The organism is Paenibacillus sp. 10L310 (assembly GCF_056395745.1).
In genome coordinates this window covers 20,096-41,196 of sequence record NZ_JBFTKC010000024.1, presented here as the reverse complement: position 1 = coordinate 41,196, position 21,101 = coordinate 20,096, and the positions used below count along the sequence as shown (strand labels likewise).

18 protein-coding genes are annotated in these 21,101 nt (G+C 45.8%); 16 read left to right on the top strand and 2 right to left on the bottom strand.

The genetic code is table 11. The annotated features are described in order from the left end of the window. The first annotated feature begins 75 nt into the window (after window positions 1–75). The 5 genes from AC1DE7_RS28450 to AC1DE7_RS28430 all read left to right on the top strand — a co-directional run bounded on the left by AC1DE7_RS28450 (window position 76) and on the right by AC1DE7_RS28430 (window position 3,071). The gene (locus tag AC1DE7_RS28450) at window positions 76–621 is read left to right on the top strand and encodes a 50S ribosomal protein L25 (protein WP_477535674.1); all 546 of its coding nucleotides are present in this window, start codon (window positions 76–78) and stop codon (window positions 619–621) included. Window positions 622–957: 336 nt separating this feature from the next. After that, window positions 958–1,575 carry a hypothetical protein gene (locus AC1DE7_RS28445; protein ID WP_282319790.1) on the top strand — a complete coding sequence of 206 codons (618 nt, stop codon included), beginning with the start codon at window positions 958–960 and terminating at the stop codon, window positions 1,573–1,575. A gap of 12 nt (window positions 1,576–1,587) precedes the next feature. Continuing rightward, entirely contained in the window at window positions 1,588–1,866 is a 279-nt protein-coding gene (locus AC1DE7_RS28440) for a hypothetical protein (RefSeq protein WP_315370665.1), read from the top strand. A 28-nt stretch (window positions 1,867–1,894) separates the two neighbouring features. Further along, window positions 1,895–2,455, top strand: a complete 561-nt coding sequence (locus AC1DE7_RS28435; protein WP_340983831.1) for a DUF4303 domain-containing protein — start codon at window positions 1,895–1,897, stop codon at window positions 2,453–2,455. A 274-nt stretch (window positions 2,456–2,729) separates the two neighbouring features. Next, a complete protein-coding gene (locus tag AC1DE7_RS28430) occupies window positions 2,730–3,071 on the top strand; it encodes a hypothetical protein (RefSeq protein ID WP_047841001.1) in 342 nt (113 codons plus the stop codon). 83 nt (window positions 3,072–3,154) lie between these two features. Here AC1DE7_RS28430 and AC1DE7_RS28425 read toward each other — a convergent pair whose 3' ends face one another. Further along, window positions 3,155–3,877: a YheC/YheD family protein gene (locus AC1DE7_RS28425; RefSeq protein ID WP_477535673.1), complete on the bottom strand. Its 723-nt coding sequence runs from the start codon at window positions 3,875–3,877 to the stop codon at window positions 3,155–3,157. Window positions 3,878–3,971: 94 nt separating this feature from the next. Here AC1DE7_RS28425 and AC1DE7_RS28420 point away from each other — a divergent pair, with 94 nt between their 5' ends. From AC1DE7_RS28420 to AC1DE7_RS28395, 6 genes are all read left to right on the top strand, one after another. Then, window positions 3,972–4,100, top strand: a complete 129-nt coding sequence (locus AC1DE7_RS28420; protein ID WP_477535672.1) for a hypothetical protein — start codon at window positions 3,972–3,974, stop codon at window positions 4,098–4,100. Window positions 4,101–4,332: 232 nt separating this feature from the next. Then, window positions 4,333–5,427 (top strand): GtrA family protein, encoded by a 1,095-nt coding sequence (locus AC1DE7_RS28415; protein WP_477535671.1) that lies wholly within the window; start codon window positions 4,333–4,335, stop codon window positions 5,425–5,427. Continuing rightward, a complete protein-coding gene (locus tag AC1DE7_RS28410) occupies window positions 5,427–7,718 on the top strand; it encodes a glycosyltransferase family 2 protein (RefSeq protein ID WP_339284893.1) in 2,292 nt (763 codons plus the stop codon). The genes AC1DE7_RS28415 and AC1DE7_RS28410 overlap by 1 nt, the downstream gene beginning before the upstream one ends. A gap of 11 nt (window positions 7,719–7,729) precedes the next feature. Continuing rightward, a complete protein-coding gene (locus AC1DE7_RS28405) occupies window positions 7,730–9,583 on the top strand; it encodes a hypothetical protein (RefSeq protein ID WP_477535670.1) in 1,854 nt (617 codons plus the stop codon). Between the two features lie 192 nt (window positions 9,584–9,775). After that, the gene (locus AC1DE7_RS28400) at window positions 9,776–10,915 is read left to right on the top strand and encodes a 5-methyltetrahydropteroyltriglutamate--homocysteine S-methyltransferase (RefSeq protein ID WP_477535669.1); all 1,140 of its coding nucleotides are present in this window, start codon (window positions 9,776–9,778) and stop codon (window positions 10,913–10,915) included. A gap of 568 nt (window positions 10,916–11,483) precedes the next feature. Then, window positions 11,484–12,248 (top strand): leucine-rich repeat domain-containing protein, encoded by a 765-nt coding sequence (locus AC1DE7_RS28395; protein ID WP_477535668.1) that lies wholly within the window; start codon window positions 11,484–11,486, stop codon window positions 12,246–12,248. A gap of 151 nt (window positions 12,249–12,399) precedes the next feature. Here the strand turns inward: AC1DE7_RS28395 and AC1DE7_RS28390 are convergent, their stop codons facing one another. Further along, entirely contained in the window at window positions 12,400–13,491 is a 1,092-nt protein-coding gene (locus tag AC1DE7_RS28390; protein WP_282322252.1) for a GntR family transcriptional regulator, read from the bottom strand. Between the two features lie 434 nt (window positions 13,492–13,925). Here AC1DE7_RS28390 and AC1DE7_RS28385 point away from each other — a divergent pair, with 434 nt between their 5' ends. The 5 genes from AC1DE7_RS28385 to AC1DE7_RS28365 all read left to right on the top strand — a co-directional run bounded on the left by AC1DE7_RS28385 (window position 13,926) and on the right by AC1DE7_RS28365 (window position 21,074). Continuing rightward, a complete protein-coding gene (locus AC1DE7_RS28385; protein ID WP_477535667.1) occupies window positions 13,926–15,551 on the top strand; it encodes a xylulokinase in 1,626 nt (541 codons plus the stop codon). A gap of 175 nt (window positions 15,552–15,726) precedes the next feature. Continuing rightward, entirely contained in the window at window positions 15,727–16,422 is a 696-nt protein-coding gene (locus AC1DE7_RS28380) for an L-ribulose-5-phosphate 4-epimerase (protein ID WP_036611813.1), read from the top strand. A gap of 273 nt (window positions 16,423–16,695) precedes the next feature. Continuing rightward, window positions 16,696–18,114, top strand: a complete 1,419-nt coding sequence (gene araA / locus AC1DE7_RS28375; RefSeq protein WP_477535666.1) for an L-arabinose isomerase — start codon at window positions 16,696–16,698, stop codon at window positions 18,112–18,114. Between the two features lie 159 nt (window positions 18,115–18,273). Further along, entirely contained in the window at window positions 18,274–19,044 is a 771-nt protein-coding gene (locus tag AC1DE7_RS28370; protein ID WP_477535665.1) for an AAC(3) family N-acetyltransferase, read from the top strand. A gap of 335 nt (window positions 19,045–19,379) precedes the next feature. Next, window positions 19,380–21,074, top strand: a complete 1,695-nt coding sequence (locus AC1DE7_RS28365) for a histidine kinase N-terminal 7TM domain-containing diguanylate cyclase (protein WP_477535664.1) — start codon at window positions 19,380–19,382, stop codon at window positions 21,072–21,074. The last annotated feature ends 27 nt before the right edge of the window (window positions 21,075–21,101 follow it).

Below are 21,101 nucleotides of genomic sequence, written 5' to 3'. Positions count from 1 at the left end.
TAGCCCCAACAGGGGATGGTTGGATGAGTATGAAAAATGTGAAAATATCATTTAATAAAGAGGAGCGAACATAGCATGACTACTAGTTTTCAAGCGGAGAACCGCATTCCATTAAATACATCCCGACTTAGGGATTTACGTAAATCCGGGCGTTTGCCAGGTATTGTGTTTGGCAAAAATACGGAGAATGAAATGATTCATATTCCAACAATACAATTTCAAAAATGGTTGAAGCAGGGTACGTCTGGTTTTATCGAACTGCAGTTTGAAGAGAAAGACTCATTGACGGTATTGTTGGAAGATCTCCAGCGTGATCCAGTTACACGGGATTTACTTCATGTGGATTTTCAGCAGGTCCAGACCAATGAGATCCTGCGTACTAAAATTCCTGTCAAGTTCAACGGAACACCGATTGGCACAAAACAGGGCGGAGTCGTGCAAGTTCAATTATCTTCTATTGAAGTGGAGGCATTGCCGAGACACTTGCCAACGTCGATTGAATTTGACATTAGTACTATGGAACTTGGAGAAACGATACATGTAAGTGATGCTAAGTTTGCACCAGATGTGACGGTGATCTCTGAGGGAAATGAGTCTCTTCTCTCTGTAGTTAAACCTTAACAATTCCAAATTCGCAAAGCTGAATAATTCAAAATTAGCCGTACGGGTGATCATCCGTACGGCTAATTTGTGCTGATTACGAGATGTTGGCGTGCTCCCATCCTCACAAGGCGGGTAGTCTGGAATTCACCTCACGTATGTCTTTTGCTCGCGTACAGGCGCAATGATCCTGATATTTCGCTACCCTTTCAAAGTTCACTCGCAAAATTCAGGTGTAAAGTAGGTAGACTCAGGAAAGGTAATCACTATAATGGAAATAAGATACATATATAGTTGAATCCGAACTGCTAAGGTCATTGGCATAACATTTCTAAACAGGGCGGTGAGCGAAAAGAAATGGACAAATTAAAGAATAGCGGATTCTATAAACTGAGATTCTTCATCACTCCTGAAGAGTTTAAAAGCCTTTTGCAGCTTTTGGAGCATCGGCAAGCGCAATTCTATCGTACCAATGCTGCCCGAACAGAGCATGATTATAATCAGGTGTACGAGGAGTATCAGACGTTCTATCAGTATTTTGTGGCAGGAGAAAAGAGAGATGACATCCATCCCTTCTTTGTTTACTCTATTTCTATTGCATCAGATCAAGAAAGTTCAGGATTTTTTGTAAGAAATGAAGGAGTTTCTTTTCCATACCACGGACAATGGGCAGAGGATGAACTGCCGTGTATCTTGCTTTCATTTCCGAAAGGTTTCCAAGTTAATTTGGAAGATGAAAAAGGAAAGTACTATATATATGAGGATATCCGGGACCATAAGCCGCTAACCTATGCGCTTTTCGATGAAATAAGAGACTCTATCAAAAAAATGACCAAACCCCTTCGCTTCTCAGCCCATGATGCAGATGCGATGAAGGAGCAAAAGCCCTCTGTGCGTATAAGCCATGATGCAATGCACGACTTGAGCCAATCGTGGATAATCAGTAAATATGGACTTGTGATTCATGGCAAATAGGAGGGGGACGAAATGATGTTCGCCCTAAAGCTTATCTGTACCTGGGTACTGCTAGTTGCCTCATGTTCCGCAGTGTGGTGGAGTTTCAGAACAGAAAAGCTTATAACCATCTCTTGGCTGGCGTTTCTGCTACCGGCTGTCTTCCAGCTTGTTACGGCTTTCCGGATTGGTCCAGGCCAAGCAAAGTCACTCATCGTGTTTGGCTGCATCAATCTGTTGTTTGCTGGCCTTGTGGGTGCGGGTGTCTGGTATCTAGTCCAAATAGCCAATTCATATCGAAGGGGCAAATGATCAACGAATGGAAAGGGGAACTCTAATCATGAAGCCAATGCAAGAAATAGAGACACTGGCCATAGAGATTGCCGCTGCCGCCAAAACGTCTTTTTGCACTCTTTTTGAAAATGGTGAACGTTACTATTATTGTACGTTATACACTACTGGCGAGGGACATGCGCCAAGCATCTCTGCCTGGTCGTGGGAAGCTTTGGCGTTGGAATCGGCTAGGCAAGCAGAGGAAAGTGATACGCCGGTATCCACGATTGCGAATCTCATCAAATGGTCGTATGCGGATTCCCCCTATTGTTGTTTTGGGGATGATCACTTTGACGGTGTCAAACAACGATATAACGAGCGTCCTTTCATTGCGGAACTGGAGAATGATGATTGGAATCGCGAGTTGGATGTGAGGCTGAACGCCATGGAGCTGGCGATGAAAATGCTCGATGATGAAGGCGTATTTGCCTTAAATCAACCGCGAGAGTCCGTATGTGTCCTTGTTGAAGTCATGCCACCGGATAAGATTAATACCGAAATTGCCTTACGTTTGAATCGGGCGGAATCTCCGGCTATGCAAGCATGGTTGGCGGAGGCGGCAGAATAGGGCATCTGCAATGGGGGAGTTTTGACCGTCTATGATGTACCGTTTCGACTCAATTGGCCAATAAGATGATACTAACAGCAGATCTATAATTCGCGAACCACCTTTGCATAGTAAAGGGTGGTTCTTTTTCGTGTTTGAGCTACGACATCAGAAGCTAACATTTCCCCCTCTACCACTGTACAAACACACTTTTTCTGCCTTGTCCACATTTATACCTCACCAAAACTATTTAATTGCATTTAATAGATTATCAATACAAAAGGAGGTTTTGAGAATGGGAAATAGAAGACCTGGAGCACCTAGAGGTGGTTATGACCCTGTTCAGATCTATAACTCGACTTCGTTTAATGCGAGTGGAGTAGTGGAGTATGCATCCATTTTTTGTAGCAACGATAGATATAGTGTTCAGCGTGACGAGACTTGGAGATCTTCCGACCGTGGTGTGTGCCTGGTAACTAGAATCACCGCGACGGTTAGAACACCGAGTGGAAATATTGAGGCTGAACCGTATACCTCTTCTGGTACTTCGTACAGCCAGTTCGCCATTATACAGGTAGGGGTAAATCAGTTCCGAGTGACACGTGTTACAAGTGCGATTAGAAAATGCCGGAAATAACCGAAGAGGGTTAATATCGAGATTACGCACGAAACATGAAGAGACGACTTGCCGGGCTAGCAGGCAGGTCGTCTTTTTTCGTTTTAATGTTCTTTGTACCATAATATTCTGCGGTGCATCGAGGAATCTTTCAAAAGTCGGAAAGGCCGTAAGGCTGGTTGATAATTGCCTTCGATAATCCAAATTCGCCGTTTCTTGTCGATGGCTATATCGAACCCGACTTGTCTAAGCATAGGGTAATGCTCTCCCAATCGTTTGGCAGCTAATCGTGAAACTTGTTCCGCTCTGACAAGTAAGCGCCGATCTCCAATTCGAGCCAGTCTCAGTGCTTTAATAACGGGAATGGGGCGGTTATTCACATTGGTGACTTGGTATCCTTGTGCTGCGACTTTAGCATAGGAACCGGTCACGTTCCAAGTGGACGAGGAACCCTTTTTGCGCTGAACCATGATCCGAATGTCGAACGGCCTGTGTTTAATTTGAGCAAGCTGCAGACGCTTTTGGACAATGTATTCATCACTTTTGATTGTTTGTTCGAACCATTCGAGTAACTGCTCGTTGTCTCTCATGGTGACTGTGTTATTTTCATTTTGAATACGATAAGCATTTGCACCGCTTCGTTTAATGAACAGGATACCCCTTCCGTAACTGCCATTACGAGGTTTCAGTACAACGCTGGGATACTGAAGAAGCATCTTCGTTAGCGTATCCTTCTCAAGCAACTGTGTTTCTGGCAAACGTTCAGCGAGAGAGGGCTCATCGCGCAGAATGCCATACTGCAACCATTTGTCTCTTTCAAATAACATTGGAATCACAGCCTTTTTCAATCGTCTACGGTAATTTTAATTCAAATTCGTGATCCGCATAAGTGGCCATTCGTCCAGATTTGTAAGTCGATGCATGTCCAATCGGTCGATGGAGACCGAAGATGAACTTTTGCGAGAAACGACTGCATTCTGGGGAGGAGTTCATTCACGCATCGAGTGGCTTCTGGATACGCAGGCGCATCTCTATCACCACCGTGGATAACGGCATGCCATGCTGGTACATGTGCTGAAACGAGAGCCGAATGTACAATTGTTTGAGTAGTGCTAGAGTAACCCTCAACTAGTATTTTTAGCCTATGAATTAGCTTATAAAAGAGTGCGACTTTTTTACCAATATATATACAAATTATTCGTTTACTGTATGCCTTTTCGATGTTATACTCACAATATTCAAAAAGAATCTGTGAAAATATGTCGAATTGAGGCTTATCAGGATGATTATAGGTAGACAAAACGGCGAAACGATCATCCTCATTCCATCGCTTGAACCGGATGAGAGACTTCCAGCCTATGTACGGCAATTGCGAGAGTATGGATTTACTAATATTGTTATTGTGGACGACGGATCTGGTGATGCGTACCAGTCGATTTTCGAGGAGCTTCGCGAGAACGGTTGTGCTTTGCTGACACATACGGAAAATCAGGGGAAGGGTGCAGCACTCAAGACCGGATTTGAGTATATTGGGAAGCAATTCGACGCATCTTCCTTCGTCGTAACCGCTGATTCAGACGGACAACACGCAGCTGAAGATGTATACCGCATAGCCCAAGAAGCAAGGTTTCATCCGGATTCGTTGGTGCTCGGGGTAAGGAACTTCAGCGAGGGGAATATACCTCCAAAGTCCCTGTTAGGCAATCGAATGACCTCCTTTATTTTTGCCATGCTGTATGGTAAAAAACTGTCAGATACCCAGACTGGGCTTCGTGCCTTCGGTCCAGGGTTACTTGCGTTTATGCAGGATGTTCGCGGCACTCGATTTGAATATGAGCTGCAGATGCTCATCTCGTGCATTCAGTCTGGCATACCGATTCATACGATGCCAATCCAAGTCATTTATGAGAATGGCAATGCAGGCACTCATTTTAAAGCGATCCAGGATAGTGCTCGGGTCATGGGGGTGTTGTTCTCCAATTTCCTGCGGTTCATTTCATCATCGGTGGCCAGTTCGGTTGTTGATTTGGGCATCGCCTGGTTTTTGATCGACGCGTTACGGCCCGTATTGGGTGAGCAGCACTATTTAAGAATTCTGCTTGCAACCGTGATTGCGAGAGTTATTTCCATTGTGGTCAACTATGTACTGAACAGACACTTTGTATTCCGCAAGGAGGATAGCCAGGGCAGTCTATGGCGCTATCTAACGTTATGCGGAGTAGTGATCTTGCTGTCCAGTACCGGTGTATATATATTCCATACCGTTCTCTTCGTAGATGAGAAATTGGCGAAATTCGTCTGTGATGCCTTGCTGTTCCTGCTCAGTTTCCAATTGCAGCGAAGATGGGTATTTGCAGCAAGGAGGAAGCAGTTGTAGTGCAAAACGAAAAAAGGCAGAATATCTTTTTTGTCATCACGATGATCCTGATGTCGATTTATTTGGTATGGCGTACGTTCTTTACGTTGCCATGGGGTGAAGGCGTTCTGAACGTCATTTTTGGTATGCTGCTGATTGTGGCTGAGACGGTCACCGTACTGACAACCTTTGAATTATTCTTTCAAAAGATGCAAAAAGAACGTACACAGCTCGATTTTCCAATCGTTCCGCCGGAGTATTATCCGGATGTGGATGTGTTTATTGCTACGCATAATGAGCCCGTTGATCTGTTATATAAAACCGTTAATGCCTGTACGTTCATGGATTACCCGGACAAGCAGAAGGTTCATATCTATCTCTGTGACGATGGAGCAAGACCTGAGGTGGAGGAGCTTGCCAGACAGTTTGGCGTGGGATATCTGGGGTTCCCCGGAAACAAGGATGCCAAGTCTGGTAATCTGAACAATGCACTGAGCAAAAGCTCTTCGCCGCTCATTGCAACGTTTGATGCGGATATGATTCCGCAGCACACCTTTTTGATGAAAACGGTACCCTATTTCATGCTCTCCACGTTTATTAAGGAGAATGAGGTATGGCGTCCTCGCCGAGAGGACGAGATGGACCCTAAGTTCAAGCTTGGTCTGGTACAGACCCCGCAAAGCTTCTACAATCCGGATCTATTCCAGTTTAACCTGTATGCAGAGCAAGGTATTCCGAATGAACAGGATTTCTTCTCCAGAGAAGTGAACATCCTGCGTAATGCCTCCAATGCGGTAGCCTATACAGGAAGTAATACGATCATTTCCCGGCAGGGCATGGAAGACATCGGAGGTTTTCCACTCAATACAATCACCGAGGACTTTGAGACAAGCATCCGCTTGCAGCAGGAAGGTTATATTACCTATGCGACTCAAGAGGTTCAAGCTGCCGGGCAGACAACAACAACAGTGAAGAGCATGATTAAACAACGGATTCGTTGGGCACGGGGTATCATTCAGAGCCTGCAGAATACGCGTGCACCTATATCGGGGAAGCTTCCTTTCTGGACGAGGGTAACCTACTTGAGTAGTTTCTTATACTGGTGGTCCTTCTTTAACCGCTTGATTTTCATTTTGGCGCCTATTTTGTTTGCGTTATTCGACTTCCAGATTGTAAATACAACCTTCTGGCAAATCTTAATATTCTGGCTTCCATCTTATTTCTTCTATAGTCTATCCATGCGATATCTGTCCAGCAATATTCGGAATCAGCGATGGAGTCAGGTTATCGATACCATATTTATGCCTTATCTGATCTGGCCGGTTCTCCTGGAGACACTGGGTATTCGTGAGAAAGAGTTCAAAGTTACCAACAAAAGCAGAGCAAGCGGTCGACAATGGATGTCTGCTCTGTTATATGCACTTCCGCATATCTTCTTGCTGTTGCTTTCCATTGCAGCTGTCATTCGGTATGTGAATGGCAAGTACGGCATTGCGCTGTTCTTCAGCAGTATCATTATTTTCTGGCTGATTCATAACATGATTGCATTGTGTTACGCCCTGTTCTTCATGATCGGCCGCCGTGCGTATCGGGAGACAGAACGGATTCGGGCGCAGGAAGATGTCACGATTCACGACCAAGCCAACAATCTGCGTTATCAGGCCAAGACGGTGGATGTATCTGAGCAAGGTATTGCCTTCTATGTCCCATATCCCATTTATTTGGCCGAGCAGAAAATCATCTCTCTGGTTGTCAAAACCGACCGGTATGAGGCCAATCTCGATGCAGTCATCGTTTATGTGAAACAGGATGGAGAGGGCTGGCGTTACTCCGCAACGGTTCAGCCGATTGATGAGAATGATAACCGCCAATACATGCAAATCATCTACGACCGTAAACACTCGTTGCCAGAGCAGATGAATCTGTGGGATACGGCTTATGACGATATGTTACGTAACGTGAAAAAACGGATTGTTCAACCCAGATCGGATCAGCGAAAAATGCCGCGGCTTTCCCTTCAGCTTCCAGTTCATTTCACCAATGATGCTAGCTGTACGCTGCGCAGCTTCAATTATCGTTTCTTCTCCGCGACGGGTTTCCATGGTGATATTGCGGCAGGAGCGGTCGTTACTTTTTATACGAAGAGTAATATTGAAGTCATTTTGCAACATACGGGAAAAACGACAGCTCGTGAGCGCGAAGTGCTTCTCTCGGTGGAGAATATCGATGATATTGTGGAGAAGGGCCTGATCGACCAATTGTTGACTGATTTGATTGAGCCACATTCCGATCGTTCCACCAGAGAGGGTTAGGAGAGATAAAGATGCTCATTGTGCTTCATTTTGTGATGGGAGTTTTATTGATAATCTCCTTTGTTGGTTATATGCAGTTTGTTCGGAAGACATTTGCACTACGGTGGGAGTTTATCCCTGTATTTGTGTTTTCCTCGATTGCCTGCATCGTATATTTCGCTGGCTTGGCAGGTCAGCTCTTTATAGGAAGTATTATCGTGATGATACTCGGCTTGTTTCTTTTTAGAGATACGCTGGTTCGAGCTGTCCGACGAGGGACCAAGCCGAATGTATTGTTCTCGTTATTTCAGTTTTCTTTTCTGGGCGGAACGTTCATCTTTTTGCTGATTCTGTTCCAAAATCAATTGACACACTACGATAATTTCTCGCACTGGGCTATTGTATTGAAGCAGATGTTGAGTACAAATACCTTTCCGACGCCAGACTCCAATCTGATTGATTTTAAAAACTATCCGCTCGGAACTTCGTCATTTATTTATTATGTCTGTCGCTTCATGGGGCATTCCCAGTCCGTGATGCTTTTGGCACAGGGTCTGCTTATCTTTTCCTGTTTTTATGCCATGTTTGGCATTATTTCGGAGAAGAAACGTTTTCTTCTGTACGCTTTTCTCGGACTCGGGTTATCGACGCTTTCTTTTTTCAATCTGACGATTCGGATCACCAATCTACTTGTGGATTTCTTGCTTCCGATCTACGCACTCGCGATCCTGGCGGTTATTTACCAATATCGGAATGAGATCATGAAGGCATGTATTGTTGTTCTTCCGCTTGCCGGATTGCTGACCATCATCAAAAGCACGGGTATTATTTTCGCCGCGATCGGCCTGATCTTCCTGGTGTATACATGGTTGAGAAATGGGCAACGCTCGAACTGGAAAGTCGGACTGGCTGTGCTTGGTACCATTGGTGGTTCACTACTTCCGTATTTCGGCTGGAGCTGGCGAATGGCGACGGTGTTCCAAGGCATTAATAACAAGTTCGAGGGAACAGCCTCGGTGATCAAAGCGGGCAAGACGGGAGAACAGAAATGGGAGATTCTGACGCTCTTCTTGAAATCAAGCATAGATATTACGTCCAGGCCTGTGCTCGGCATTGTACTTTTTCAACTTATCGCAATCGCAGCATCTGTATTTGCGATTGTCGTGCTCAAGAAGAAGTGGAACTTGTGGAAAGCATTAATTGCACTGGACGTTGTTCTGTTACTGTACTATGCGGGTATTCTGGCGCTGTATCTCTTCTCCATGCCATTGGATGAAGCCATTGTCCTGGCAGGCTTTGAGCGTTATGCGTCCAGTATCGTGGTGCTGTTCGCCGGTGGGCTGGTGTTGTGCGCTGCAATCGACCTAGAGCGATCATTCCATTATCGGATCGGTGAGGTGCCTGATTATCAATCCTTTAAGACGGTCAAGACGAAAGGTCATTATCAAAAAGGCATTATCGGCTGTATGGCTGTTGCGGCGACCATCCTTTTATCGGAATACAACGGGATCGTCTCGATTGCCAAAACCTACGATACAACGCTCCCTTACAAGATTCATGCGGTTACCGGTGATCGGTGGTACCCAGGTGGTCAGGTGGATAATAATAGATATCTCTTCTACGCCTCAGACAGGGACCAGCAGGTCACGAATTATTACATGCAATATGTAGGAAAGTATTTCTTGTATGCTCCACATGTGGACGGGATCGTGTTGTTCTATGAGGATAATATGGATAACCTTCTGAGCGGTTACGATTATCTGGTGGTCGTCGAGACGGATCTCAACGCCAAGTGGTTGCTGAAAAAGCATTATGGTATCGACATGCAAGAGGGGATTTATAAAATTACCCGTTCGGGGGATCAAATCGTTCTTACGTTGACTTGAAATCATAGATGTTGAGATCCTGTTCCGGACATCCGGTCAGGTAAGATTGAATACATGATTGTATATAGAGTCTCCTTAAATATAGCCCGCTATAGCTAATACCTATAGCGGGCTATAACTCTTTCGTAGAACAGCTATTCCGATCGGATATGTTATATTTAATTCTATAATGATAAACGGGGAGATTAAACTATGAGCCTACAAACAGAACCTAAACAACGAACAGTCACTCCATTTCGATATGATATTGTTGGCAGTTTCCTGCGCCCAAGTGCGTTGAAGGATGCCCGATTAAAATACCAGAACGGCGAAATTACCACGGAACAGTTGAATGAAGTGGAGAATGCCGAGATTGTGAAACTTGTACAGAAGCAAAAAGAGGTTGGCCTTCAGGCTGTAACGGACGGCGAATTCCGCCGCTCTTGGTGGCATCTGGACTTTTTCTGGGGACTGGATGGTGTAGAGCGGACGATCATTGAGGAAGGCTACCGATTCAACGGTGCGACCTCCAGACCGGAAACAGCTCGTCTGAGCGGCAAAATCAGCTATAGCAGTCATCCATTTGTAGCGCATTATGCCTTCTTGAAAGAAGCGGCTGGGGAGGACGTTGTTGCCCGTCAGTCCATTCCAGCAGCAGCCCAGTTCCTATTCGAATTGGACCGGGCAGATAATAAGGAAAGCACACAGGCCATCTATCCGAACCGCCAAGAGCTTCTCTCGGACATTGTCGGAGCGTACAAAGCATCCATCCTAGCTTTTTATGAAGCCGGCTGCCGTAGCATCCAGATTGATGATTGCACATGGGGTGCATTGTGTGACCAACAGTTCATCACAGTGATGGAGCAGATTGGTGTTAATGTGGAAGAGTACGCCAATGAACTCGCAAAACTGAACGAAGATGTGGTATCTGGCCTGCCGGAAGACCTCGTGGTAACCACTCATGTCTGCCGCGGTAATTATGTTTCGACATTTGCAGGAGTCGGTGGCGGTTATGAGCCGATTGCGCAGACACTTCTGAGCATCGATAACTACTCTGGATTCTATCTGGAGTTTGATACGGAACGGGCTGGAGACTTCAAGCCACTTCGATTCCTGAAGGACAATCAGCAGGTTGTACTTGGCCTCTTCTCTTCCAAATTCGGAGAGTTGGAGAACAAGGAAGATATCCTGAAACGGATTGAGGAAGCTACACAATATGTTGATCTGGATCGGATCTGCCTGAGCCCGCAATGCGGCTTCGCTTCCACGGAAGAAGGCAACCATCTGACCGAGGAACAACAATGGCGCAAGCTTTCCTTCATTAAGGAAATTGCTGAAGAGATTTGGAAGTAACATTTGTAGCGTCATTCATTATTCACGCATGTGTTATGTATAAGAAAAAAATCGTTAAATTAGCCGTATGGATCATCATCCGTATGGCTTTTTCGTGTATCCTCACTTTTGAGTGGATGATTGATCAGAGCTCACAACAGCCAAGAGAGTGAAGCAATGGATAGAGATAAGAATAACGGAACAGGGAAGCGGCATGACTGAGGAAGAGGTGTGGTGGACGAAATAAAATAGCGACAGTTAGGACAAAGGGATCTTTGTCGCGACTGCCGCTATTTGTCTATCTCGCATGATATCGCCCTTTAGGCACCACCATCGGTGATCCTGAAACGGGGTCTTCTATGACCGTACATTCCAATCCGAAAATGTCTTTAACCTGTGGAGCGGTTATTACCTCTGCGGGCTTACCCTCAGCCACAAGTTTTCCGGTATGAAGCACAGAGGGTTACATTCCTTGATGAAGTAGTCCATTATCCGTTCTTTTTATTAAATTAGGATGAAAATAATATCCATGTATTACATTCCAGATCATGGTATATTTGTATTATTAAATAATGTAAGGAGATTCTACATGCACAATCAAATCATCAAAAAGTTGATCGTACTTTGTTTGGTTTTTGTATTATTACCGGCAACGAGCGTTTTGGCTGCGTCGTCGCTTATTAAGGACCCGGTCTTGGCCAAAGTTATTCGAGCAGATCTGAAGATGTCGGCTAAGAAGGAAATAAAGGCTGCCGATTTGAAAAAATTAAAATCTCTATATGCTATGGAATTAAAAAGTAAGATTTCTAACCTGCAAGGTCTTGAACATGCCGTTAATATGACGGATTTATTCTTGCCTGGTCAAAATATAAAAAATATTAAGCCACTCAACAAGTTAAAGAAATTGACGTTCTTAGCTGTTGAAGGCAATCAGATTGCAGATATCTCACCGCTTTTAGGTCTGACTAATCTGCAAAATCTGGTTATGGACAATAACAAAATCAAAAGCCTGGCTCCATTAAAAAATATGCGTAAGCTGACCAGTTTACTCGCCAGTGGGAATCAGGTGACTGATCTAAGTCCTCTTCAGAAGTTAAAGTTAGAATGGGTCATTATGAACGATAATAAAATTCAGGATCTGACTCCTTTAAAAAATCATCCGACCTTGGAGTATCTATATGTAGAAAATAACCTCATTGAGGATATTGCAGTGCTCGATACCATCCCACATCTAACAGAGGTATATTTGGCTAACAATCCGTTGAATGATCGAGCAGAGCAGGTTGTGAAAAAGCTGGAGAAGAAAGGTGTCCTTGTAAGTCTGGTAAGCGAAGAAGCGGATCAGGCGAAGTAGTTTTGATTAGAGAAGATGTATATGTAAGAAGAAGTTAATCCCTCATTATATTGAACAAAAACAAAGAAGGCCGCAGATATTCTGACGGCCTTCTTTAAGTATGCTGAACAGAAACGCTCGGTAACAACTTAACGCCCGTCCCACAACAATATTATTCCACTACGATCTCCTTCACCGTCTCCCCCTCAACCAGCACCGGCTGATAGTAGGTGTTGGTGGGCAGATCCTTTTTGCCTTGCAGCTTCTTGATCACCCAGTCGGCAGCATCGCGGCCCATTTGTTCTTGGGGATGGGTTAGCGTTGTTAGCCTGATGTTCGCGTTCTTGGCGATGTACGAATTGTCCTGCCCAATGATGGATAACTCATCCGGGATCGAGATGCCCAGTTGCCTGCAGGCGTGCACGACCTCCAGTCCCACCTCATCGTTGTAACAGACAATCGCGGTGAGCGAATCCCTGTTTTCGTCCAGATACGTTGCTACATTAGAGGATAAATCCGGTTTCGATGCGGTATCAAAGGAAAGCACTTGCTCAGGATGGAACCGTAACTTCGCTTCACCCAGCGCCTTGATGTACCCCTTCATTCGGTACTTGCCTTGTAGATCATCCATTTTGGCAATAATGCCGATCTGGGTATGGCCTTTGGCGATCAATTCACGTGTGGCAAGATAACTGGATTGCACGTCATCCAGACAGAAGAACGGAACTTCCAGCTCCTCATAAAATGCATTAATCATCGTAAACGGCACATCCTGCTCCTTGAAGGACAGGTAGTATGCAATGTTTGGGTTGTATAGATTACTTTTGGTCGGTTCGACAATCAGGCCATCCACGCCGTAGGAGAGCATCATTTCGAGGGCTTTTTTCTCCTGCGCTACATCATTATTAGTACTGGCCAGCAGTAACGAGTAGTTGTCCTCATTTAGACGACTCTCAATACCGCGGATAATGGACGGAAAGATATAATCCGAGATGTATGTCGTGATCACACCAATTGTTTTCTTCGATGTGTTGCCGCCTGATCGAGAGCGATACTGATTGCTAACGTAGGTCCCTGAACCTTTTTCGCTTCGTAAAAATCCTTCGTTTGATAACTCCAAAATAGCCTTCCGCACGGTCTGGCGACTTACGGTGTAGCTTTCCTGTAATGCCAACTCGGTTGGGATCTGTTCGCCTATGCTATATGTCCCCGAAAGGATATGACTCTTTATATCATCAATGATGACCTGATATTTTGGCTTCATGTAGTCCACTTCTTTCATCGTTACTCATCTATATCAACGTTGTTGTTCAAATAGTTGTACGTACATATTTTAGCATGATTCAGTTTGAATGCATATAAAACAGCACAATTTTTGAAGTAAACCGTACACATCAGGTCTTTTTAGAGAGAGGTGTACCTTACAGCATAGCCGATTTATAGCCATATAAGAGCTTTGAATGGTTAAATAGACTACAATATTTGTCCTTTGTAAGTATAACTATTATATATTATTGACAAATGTACGTACAAAAAATATACTAAGGCTGTCAGAAAAGGAAAGCGCATTCTTTGAAAACACAACAGGAAGCATTTATACAAAATTCATTATTAGCTACTGCCATAAGTAAAAGCTTCACCTTATATATGCATCCTTTGGGATGTGAAATCGCGACCGGAGAGGGGATACACGTGATTATGAGTCAATTGGACTTGAAAGAAGCCATTACCAAGGGCGCTACTTCGCTCGGAATTGAATTTGGATCAACGCGGATTAAGGCGGTATTGATTGATGATCGTTTTGAGACCATCGCGTCAGGCAGTTATGAATGGGAGAACCTCCTGAAAGATGGATATTGGACGTACAACCAGGAGGATATCATCACAGGTCTGCAAACGGCTTATCGTGAGATGAAGCAAGATGTGGAACAGAAATACGGAATCACGCTGCGCACGGTCGGGTCTATCGGATTCTCGGCCATGATGCACGGATATATCGCTTTGGATAGCGCTGGTGAACTGTTGGTACCTTTCCGCACGTGGCGTAACGCTACGACGGGAGCAGCTGCAAGAGAGCTAACGGAACTTCTGCAATTCAATATTCCGGAACGCTGGAGCATTGCCCACTTGTATCAAGCGATTTTGAACGAAGAGGTGCATGTGCCACAGATCGATCACCTGACAACTTTGGCTGGATACATCCACTGGTTGCTGACGGGCAATAAGGCGATTGGGATCGGCGATGCATCAGGCATTTTCCCAATTGACGAGTCTACACATAACTATCACCCATCCATGATCCAACAGTTCGACGAACAGATCGCAGGCAAAGGTTATCCGTGGAAAGTCGAGGACCTTCTGCCCAAGGTATATCTCGCTGGTGAGAATGCAGGTGTATTGACGGAAGCGGGAGCCAAGTTGCTCGACCCTTCGCAAGATCTGCAAGCAGGCATTCCGCTCTGCCCGCCAGAAGGCGATGCCGGAACGGGTATGGTGGCAACAAATAGCGTGAGAAAACGTACGGGGAACATCTCCGTTGGCACATCCGTATTTGCGATGATCGTACTGGAGAAGGAATTGTCCAAAGTGTATCCCGAGATCGATATGGTCACCACGCCGGATGGCAGTCCAGTAGGGATGGTGCATGCCAACAACTGTTCCAGTGATATCAATGCATGGGTTGGACTGTTCCGTGAATTCTCTCAAGCAATGGGATATGAAGTGGATAACGCCAAGTTGTTTAGCGTGTTGTTTAACAAGGCTTTGGAGGCAGACCCTGATGGTGGTGGCTTGCTCAGCTACGGTTACTACTCAGGTGAGAACATTACGGGACTTGAGAAAGGCCGTCCATTGTTCGTCCGCTCCCCGGAAAGCAACTTCAATCTGGCAAACTTCATGCGGACACATCTGTTCAGTGCCTTCGGTGCACTCAAGTTGGGTATGGACATTTTGACGGAGGAAGAGGATGTGGCGATTGACAGCATTTTGGCTCACGGTGGCCTGTTCAAAACGCCTGTCGTCGGGCAACGGATTGTAGCTGCTGCGATGAACGTACCGGTGTCGGTAATGTCTACCGCTGGTGAAGGCGGCGCATGGGGCATGGCGCTTCTGGCTTCCTACATGATCAACAAGGATCAAGAGGAGAGCCTGGATGTGTTCCTGGAGCAGAAAGTCTTTAACGATGTGGAGGGTGTCGAAGTGGCGCCGGATGCATCGGATGTGAAAGGCTTTGAAGCATTTATCGAACGCTACCGGAAGGGGCTCACAATTGAGCAGGCAGCTGTAGATCATCTGGTAGAGGTTGTTCAAAAAGACCGCTTTTGATTACGAAGGATGCCTAGTGGCATCATCAACATCGAATATGGAATTCAGCCGAAATGTCCGTGGCTCACGTAGCTCTATCTACGCTCCGCTACTCCATTTCTAGCTTCATCCCATCTTCTCGGTACTGAAAACCGACTTTTTGAACACGCACTATTAGAGAACGGGAGGGAATAACATGTTAGAACAACTGAAAGAAGAGGTATTCCAGGCGAATCTGGAACTGCCAAAGCACGGACTTGTAAAATTCACATGGGGTAACGTCAGTGCAATCGATCGGGAAAGCGGTCTGTTCGTAATCAAACCAAGTGGCGTTAGCTACGATACGATGAAAGCAAGCGACATGGTTGTGGTTGATCTGGACGGTAACGTGGTGGAGGGTGAAATGAGACCTTCCTCGGACACTGCAACACATGCCGTACTATATAAGCATTACTCGGAGATTGGTGGCATCGTGCATACACACTCCACGTGGGCGACCATCTGGGCGCAAGCCGGACTGGACGTACCCGTTATGGGAACAACACATGCGGACACGTTCTATGGGGCGGTGCCTTGCGCACGTTTCCTGAACCAGGACGAGGTTGATCGCGGATACGAAGCAGAGACAGGACGCGTCATTATTGAAACGTTTGAACAGCGTGGGATTGATGTTATGGCTGTTCCGGCAGTGTTGCTCCATGGTCACGCACCGTTTACGTGGGGGAAAGATGCCAAGTCTGCGGTGGTGAACAGTGTCGTGCTGGAAGAGGTATGCAAAATGAACCTGTACGCGCGGCAATTGAATAACTTTGCGAAGGAACTGCCACAAGGCATTTTGGATAAACACTATCTGCGAAAACACGGAAAAGACGCGTATTACGGACAGAAGTAATTAGTTTGTGTATCGATCGGATGACACTAATCCAATCGAATAGGTCTTGTGCTACTACTGCCAACGAAGTTGTATAAAACTTTTACACGATAACGGAGAAGACAGAAGAAAGCTGGAGAAGCGGAGCGTTCACCTCTATCCCCGGATTTTCCCTTTAGAAAAGGGAATCAAAAAAATCTGGGGATAACAGTGATCGGAAGATTATTCTGGCTGCGCAGTGGTCCAGTGTAACCCATTTGTTCAAATATAAAATAATGAAATGAGGATGATTATATGTCAACAGCAAAAGAATTCTGGTTTGTGGTCGGTTCACAGCACTTGTACGGAGAAGAAGCACTGGGCGAAGTAAAAGCCAACGCACAGAAAATCACGGATGCCCTTAATGCAAGTGGCGTGCTGCCGTACCCGCTCGTATTGCAGGATCTGGCGGTAAGCGCAGATAAAATCACGAGCACGATGAAGGAAGTCAACTATCGCGACGAAGTAGCAGGTGTTATCACATGGATGCATACATTCTCCCCTGCGAAAATGTGGATTCGTGGTACAAAATTGCTACAAAAACCTTTGCTACACTTGGCAACCCAATTCAATGAAAGCATTCCTTGGTCGACGATCGACATGGACTTCATGAACTTGAACCAAGCGGCACATGGTGACCGTGAATATGGCTTCATTAATGCCCGTCTGAGAAAACAAAATAAAATCGTTGTTGGCTACTGGGAGCGCCCAGAAGTGCAACAGCAGGTTGCAGACTGGATGGACGTAGCGGTAGCTTATAATGAAAGCTTTAACATCAAAGTAGCTCGCTTCGGTGATAACATGCGCAACGTGGGCGTAACCGAAGGTGATAAAGTAGAAGCACAGATCCAATTCGGATGGACCGTTGATTACTTTGGCATTGGCGACCTTGTGCAATACGTGAACGCTGTAACAGAGCAGGAAATCGATGATTTGATCGCTCAGTATGGAGACCTCTACGAATTCGATTACGGCACGAACAGCAAGGAAGCTTGGGAAGCCAGCGTACGTGTGCAAGCGAGCTATGAGATTGCGATCAAACGTTTCCTGGACGAAGGTGGATATAGTGCCTTCACTACGAACTTCGAGGATCTGCATGGCATGAAACAACTTCCGGGCTTGGCAGTGCAACGCCTGATGGCTCAAGGGTACGGATTTGCCGGTGAGGGTGACTGGAAAACGGCTGCGCTGGATCGCTTGCTGAAAATCATGGCCCATAACGAGAACACAGGCTTCATGGAAGATTACACATACGAGATGGCTACCGGACAGGAAGCTATCCTGCAATCTCACATGCTTGAAGTAGATCCGACACTTGCCAGCACGAAACCGAGAATTATCGTGTCCCCACTGGGCATTGGCGATCGTGAAGATCCGGCACGTCTTGTATTCGATGGTAAAGCAGGCGAAGGTGTCGTGGTATCCATGGCAGACTTCGGTACTCATTACAAACTTCTGATCAACGAAGTATCTGCTTTTGAACCAACCGTTCCAGCACCTAATCTGCCAGTAGCACGTGTTCTGTGGAGCGTGAAGCCTAACTTCCAAGATGGAGTGAAAGCATGGATCGAAAATGGTGGTGGTCACCATACGGTTGTATCCTTGAACCTGACCACAGATCAGATCGTGACGTATGCGAAGCTGGTGAATCTGGAGTACGTTATTATTAAGTAAAAGTTGAGTGGCAGCTACTGCCTGAACTCAACCAATTTTTTTCTCTGTGGCCGGGGGTTAACCCTCGGCCCTTTGTTTGTTATGCTGAGAAGCATGATGTGAAGCTGAGCAAGGATTTGCTTTTCATTGAAAAGGGATAAGAAATGAAGGAGGAAGGACATGTATACAAAAGATAGCTTGATGCAGCAACTAGAACAGCTTGGTGTGGATAGGCAAGGCACGGTGCTCATTCACTCTTCCATGAAAAGTATAGGCGAGGTTGAAGGTGGAGCAGACACAGTGTTGGATGCCTTTAGCGACTATATGAAAGAGGGATTGTTGGTGCTTAACACTCATACGTGGTCTACCATTAATGCGGATAACCCAGTGTTCCACGTGGAAAATTCTACCTGTTGCGTGGGCATTCTGCCTGAACTTTTTCGTAAACGTCCGGGCGTAGTTCGTTCGTGGCACCCAACGCATTCGGTAGCAGCACTGGGACGGGACGCAGAGGCATTTACGAAGGATGATCATCTCTTCGACACACCGTGCGCGAGAGGTTCAGCATGGGGGAAACTGCTCGATCGGAAAGCGACGATCTTGTTAGTAGGCGTTGACTTGAAGCGGAATACATTTATCCATGGGGTCGAAGAGTGGGTGGACATCCCTGGCAGAATGACGGAAGAGCATGAGATGCTGTATACGGTTTTACCAGATGGAAGCCAGATTTCAGTACCATCCCGTAGACATTGTGGGTTGCCATGGTCGGAGCATTTCTGGAAAGTAGATGAGGTATTGGTTCGCGAAGGTGCGATGCGTACAGGAAAGCTCGGTGATGCGGTCGTAAGAGTGTGTGATGCGGCTAAGACAGCAGAGGTAATTACGGAGATGCTGAAGGATAACCCCGATCTATTCACGGATAATCTCCCTCTACATGCAGTAACCGAATGATACAAGGGCCGTCCGATAGCCGGATGGCTCAATATCGATCACTTGATGATATCTGAATAACTCCCGAGCAGATGATCTCCTCTCCTGTTTGTACTCTAAACCTTCAAAGGCATTCATAAATAATCAGAAATAGATCAGCATTTCGATCAGAGGTTGGTCGGACTTCCAGTGTATGGGCTACTCACCCTTATGGTGGTGTGATAAGATATGGTTAAATTAACCAATAAGTTTGGCGTAGCAGAATTGTATAGGTGTTTATTGAAGTTATATATAAGTATCACATAGAATCATGAACAACCACGTTGTCATTGTAGCATCTAAGAAGGAGAAGATTCGTGAACCCTTTAGTATGGTATGATCTCTTTTTATTTGTCCTATTGTTTGGTGTAGGTGTATATGTATTTGCTACGGTTAGAATTACGAACTTACATAAGGTGTACTTTTTATTTCACGGGTTGATGATGCTCTGGCCTTTCTGTCAATTTGCGAGTACGCTCACGGATGATTCAGGTCTGCAATTGTTCTACGTTACCTTATCTTTCGTTGCGGTCTCCTTGCTTGGGAGCGGGTGGCTTCTACTGACGATCTTTATTACCGGTTATTCAGAGCGTCTGAGTGCAAAAGGAACCTTCTTGCTATTTGTCCCTGCGGTGATCGGGGCTATAGGTGTGGTCGCAAATCCATGGAACGAATTCGTCATTCCACTGGAGGGCGGGTACATCGAGCGGGATTACGGCCTTTGGTTCTGGGTTGTGATGACTATTCTGGTGAGCTATTTCTTGACTTCTCTCGTGGTTCTATTCCGGGCGGTGTATTCTTCGCACACGTCTGCCATGATCAAAAAACAGGTGAGAATCACCCTGTGGGGCATCCTGGTCTTGGCTGTCTTTGCAACGATTGATGCGATTCTGAATGTCGTTCTAGCCCGGTGGTTGCCGATCATTCCTGGCATGACTTCGCTGGGGATCTTTCTATCGGACCTGTTCTTTGTCTATGTGATCAAAAGATACAATGTGTTCGATCTGGTCTCCATCGCCCATGAGGACGTAATCAATACCATTCCATATGGCATCCTGGTACTGGATGAGAATGAAGTCATTGTTGAAGCGAACAAAGCCTCTCGATCCTTTATGGATCTGCATGTGGGGGATTCTTTTGATATGGAAGCCTTTCTGGAGTCTGTTCATGTCGTGGGTAGCTGTCGGGAGTTCGTGAATCACTATAAGAAAAAAGAAAATACCCTCTCTCACATTGAAGTGATCGTGGAGCGGGACAACAATATCCGGCACTATATCCTGCAATCTTCTCCGATTGTGGATTCGGCTCTTGTGCCGATCGGTCATATTCTCACGTTCCAGGATGTCTCGCAGGAGCGTTTCTACGTGAAAGAGATGAATCGCCAGAACGTAACGCTTCAAGAGCGAAATCAGGCGCTAGACCTGATCCGTCAGGAGTTATCCGAGGCCAATCGCAAACTGGAGGAACTGGCGCTGACGGACAGTTTAACCAACTGTTACAACCGTCGATATCTGACCCAACATCTGAATCACGAGGTTATTACCAATATTCAATACAAAACACCATTCTCTCTCCTGCTGCTCGATATCGACTACTTCAAAGCGATCAATGATCGCTACGGACACGTCATCGGGGATGAAGTGCTTGTTCGCACGGCGGAGGCGGTCAAACAATCGATTCGCAGTACCGATATCCTGACGCGTTATGGCGGGGAAGAGTTCATGATCTACCTTCCGCATACGGAGCATGATCTGGCGAACCAAATCGCAGAGCGCGTGAGGACAGCTGTGGAGTCCAACCACATCATGGTGGATCACGAGAGTACGCAGGTGTCGATTACGATTAGTATTGGAATTCTGGCCTTTGAGGATTTTGAAGTTGTGCATGTGCCGGACAATCCGGAGGGGTATTTGACGCAACTGTTCGCTGCGGTGGATAAGGCGCTGTATCAGGCGAAGCAGAACGGGCGTAACAGAGTGGAGTTTGCGGAGTTTGAGCGGGAAGTTATTTGAAAAGAGAAATAAGAGAAGAGTGGAGAC

Excerpts from the sequence above, each read along its gene's own strand:
- AC1DE7_RS28425 (WP_477535673.1), bottom strand. The coding sequence starts at position 3,877 with ATGTTATTTGAAAGAGACAAATGGTTGCAGTATGGCATTCTGCGCGAT.
- AC1DE7_RS28415 (WP_477535671.1), top strand. The coding sequence starts at position 4,333 with ATGATTATAGGTAGACAAAACGGCGAAACGATCATCCTCATTCCATCG.
- AC1DE7_RS28450 (WP_477535674.1), top strand. The coding sequence starts at position 76 with ATGACTACTAGTTTTCAAGCGGAGAACCGCATTCCATTAAATACATCC.
- AC1DE7_RS28370 (WP_477535665.1), top strand. The coding sequence starts at position 18,274 with ATGTATACAAAAGATAGCTTGATGCAGCAACTAGAACAGCTTGGTGTG.
- AC1DE7_RS28380 (WP_036611813.1), top strand. The coding sequence starts at position 15,727 with ATGTTAGAACAACTGAAAGAAGAGGTATTCCAGGCGAATCTGGAACTG.
- AC1DE7_RS28390 (WP_282322252.1), bottom strand. The coding sequence starts at position 13,491 with ATGAAGCCAAAATATCAGGTCATCATTGATGATATAAAGAGTCATATC.
- araA (WP_477535666.1), top strand. The coding sequence starts at position 16,696 with ATGTCAACAGCAAAAGAATTCTGGTTTGTGGTCGGTTCACAGCACTTG.
- AC1DE7_RS28405 (WP_477535670.1), top strand. The coding sequence starts at position 7,730 with ATGCTCATTGTGCTTCATTTTGTGATGGGAGTTTTATTGATAATCTCC.
- AC1DE7_RS28395 (WP_477535668.1), top strand. The coding sequence starts at position 11,484 with ATGCACAATCAAATCATCAAAAAGTTGATCGTACTTTGTTTGGTTTTT.
- AC1DE7_RS28440 (WP_315370665.1), top strand. The coding sequence starts at position 1,588 with ATGATGTTCGCCCTAAAGCTTATCTGTACCTGGGTACTGCTAGTTGCC.
- AC1DE7_RS28400 (WP_477535669.1), top strand. The coding sequence starts at position 9,776 with ATGAGCCTACAAACAGAACCTAAACAACGAACAGTCACTCCATTTCGA.
- AC1DE7_RS28445 (WP_282319790.1), top strand. The coding sequence starts at position 958 with ATGGACAAATTAAAGAATAGCGGATTCTATAAACTGAGATTCTTCATC.
- AC1DE7_RS28435 (WP_340983831.1), top strand. The coding sequence starts at position 1,895 with ATGAAGCCAATGCAAGAAATAGAGACACTGGCCATAGAGATTGCCGCT.
- AC1DE7_RS28420 (WP_477535672.1), top strand. The coding sequence starts at position 3,972 with ATGTCCAATCGGTCGATGGAGACCGAAGATGAACTTTTGCGAGAAACG.
- AC1DE7_RS28430 (WP_047841001.1), top strand. The coding sequence starts at position 2,730 with ATGGGAAATAGAAGACCTGGAGCACCTAGAGGTGGTTATGACCCTGTT.
- AC1DE7_RS28385 (WP_477535667.1), top strand. The coding sequence starts at position 13,926 with ATGAGTCAATTGGACTTGAAAGAAGCCATTACCAAGGGCGCTACTTCG.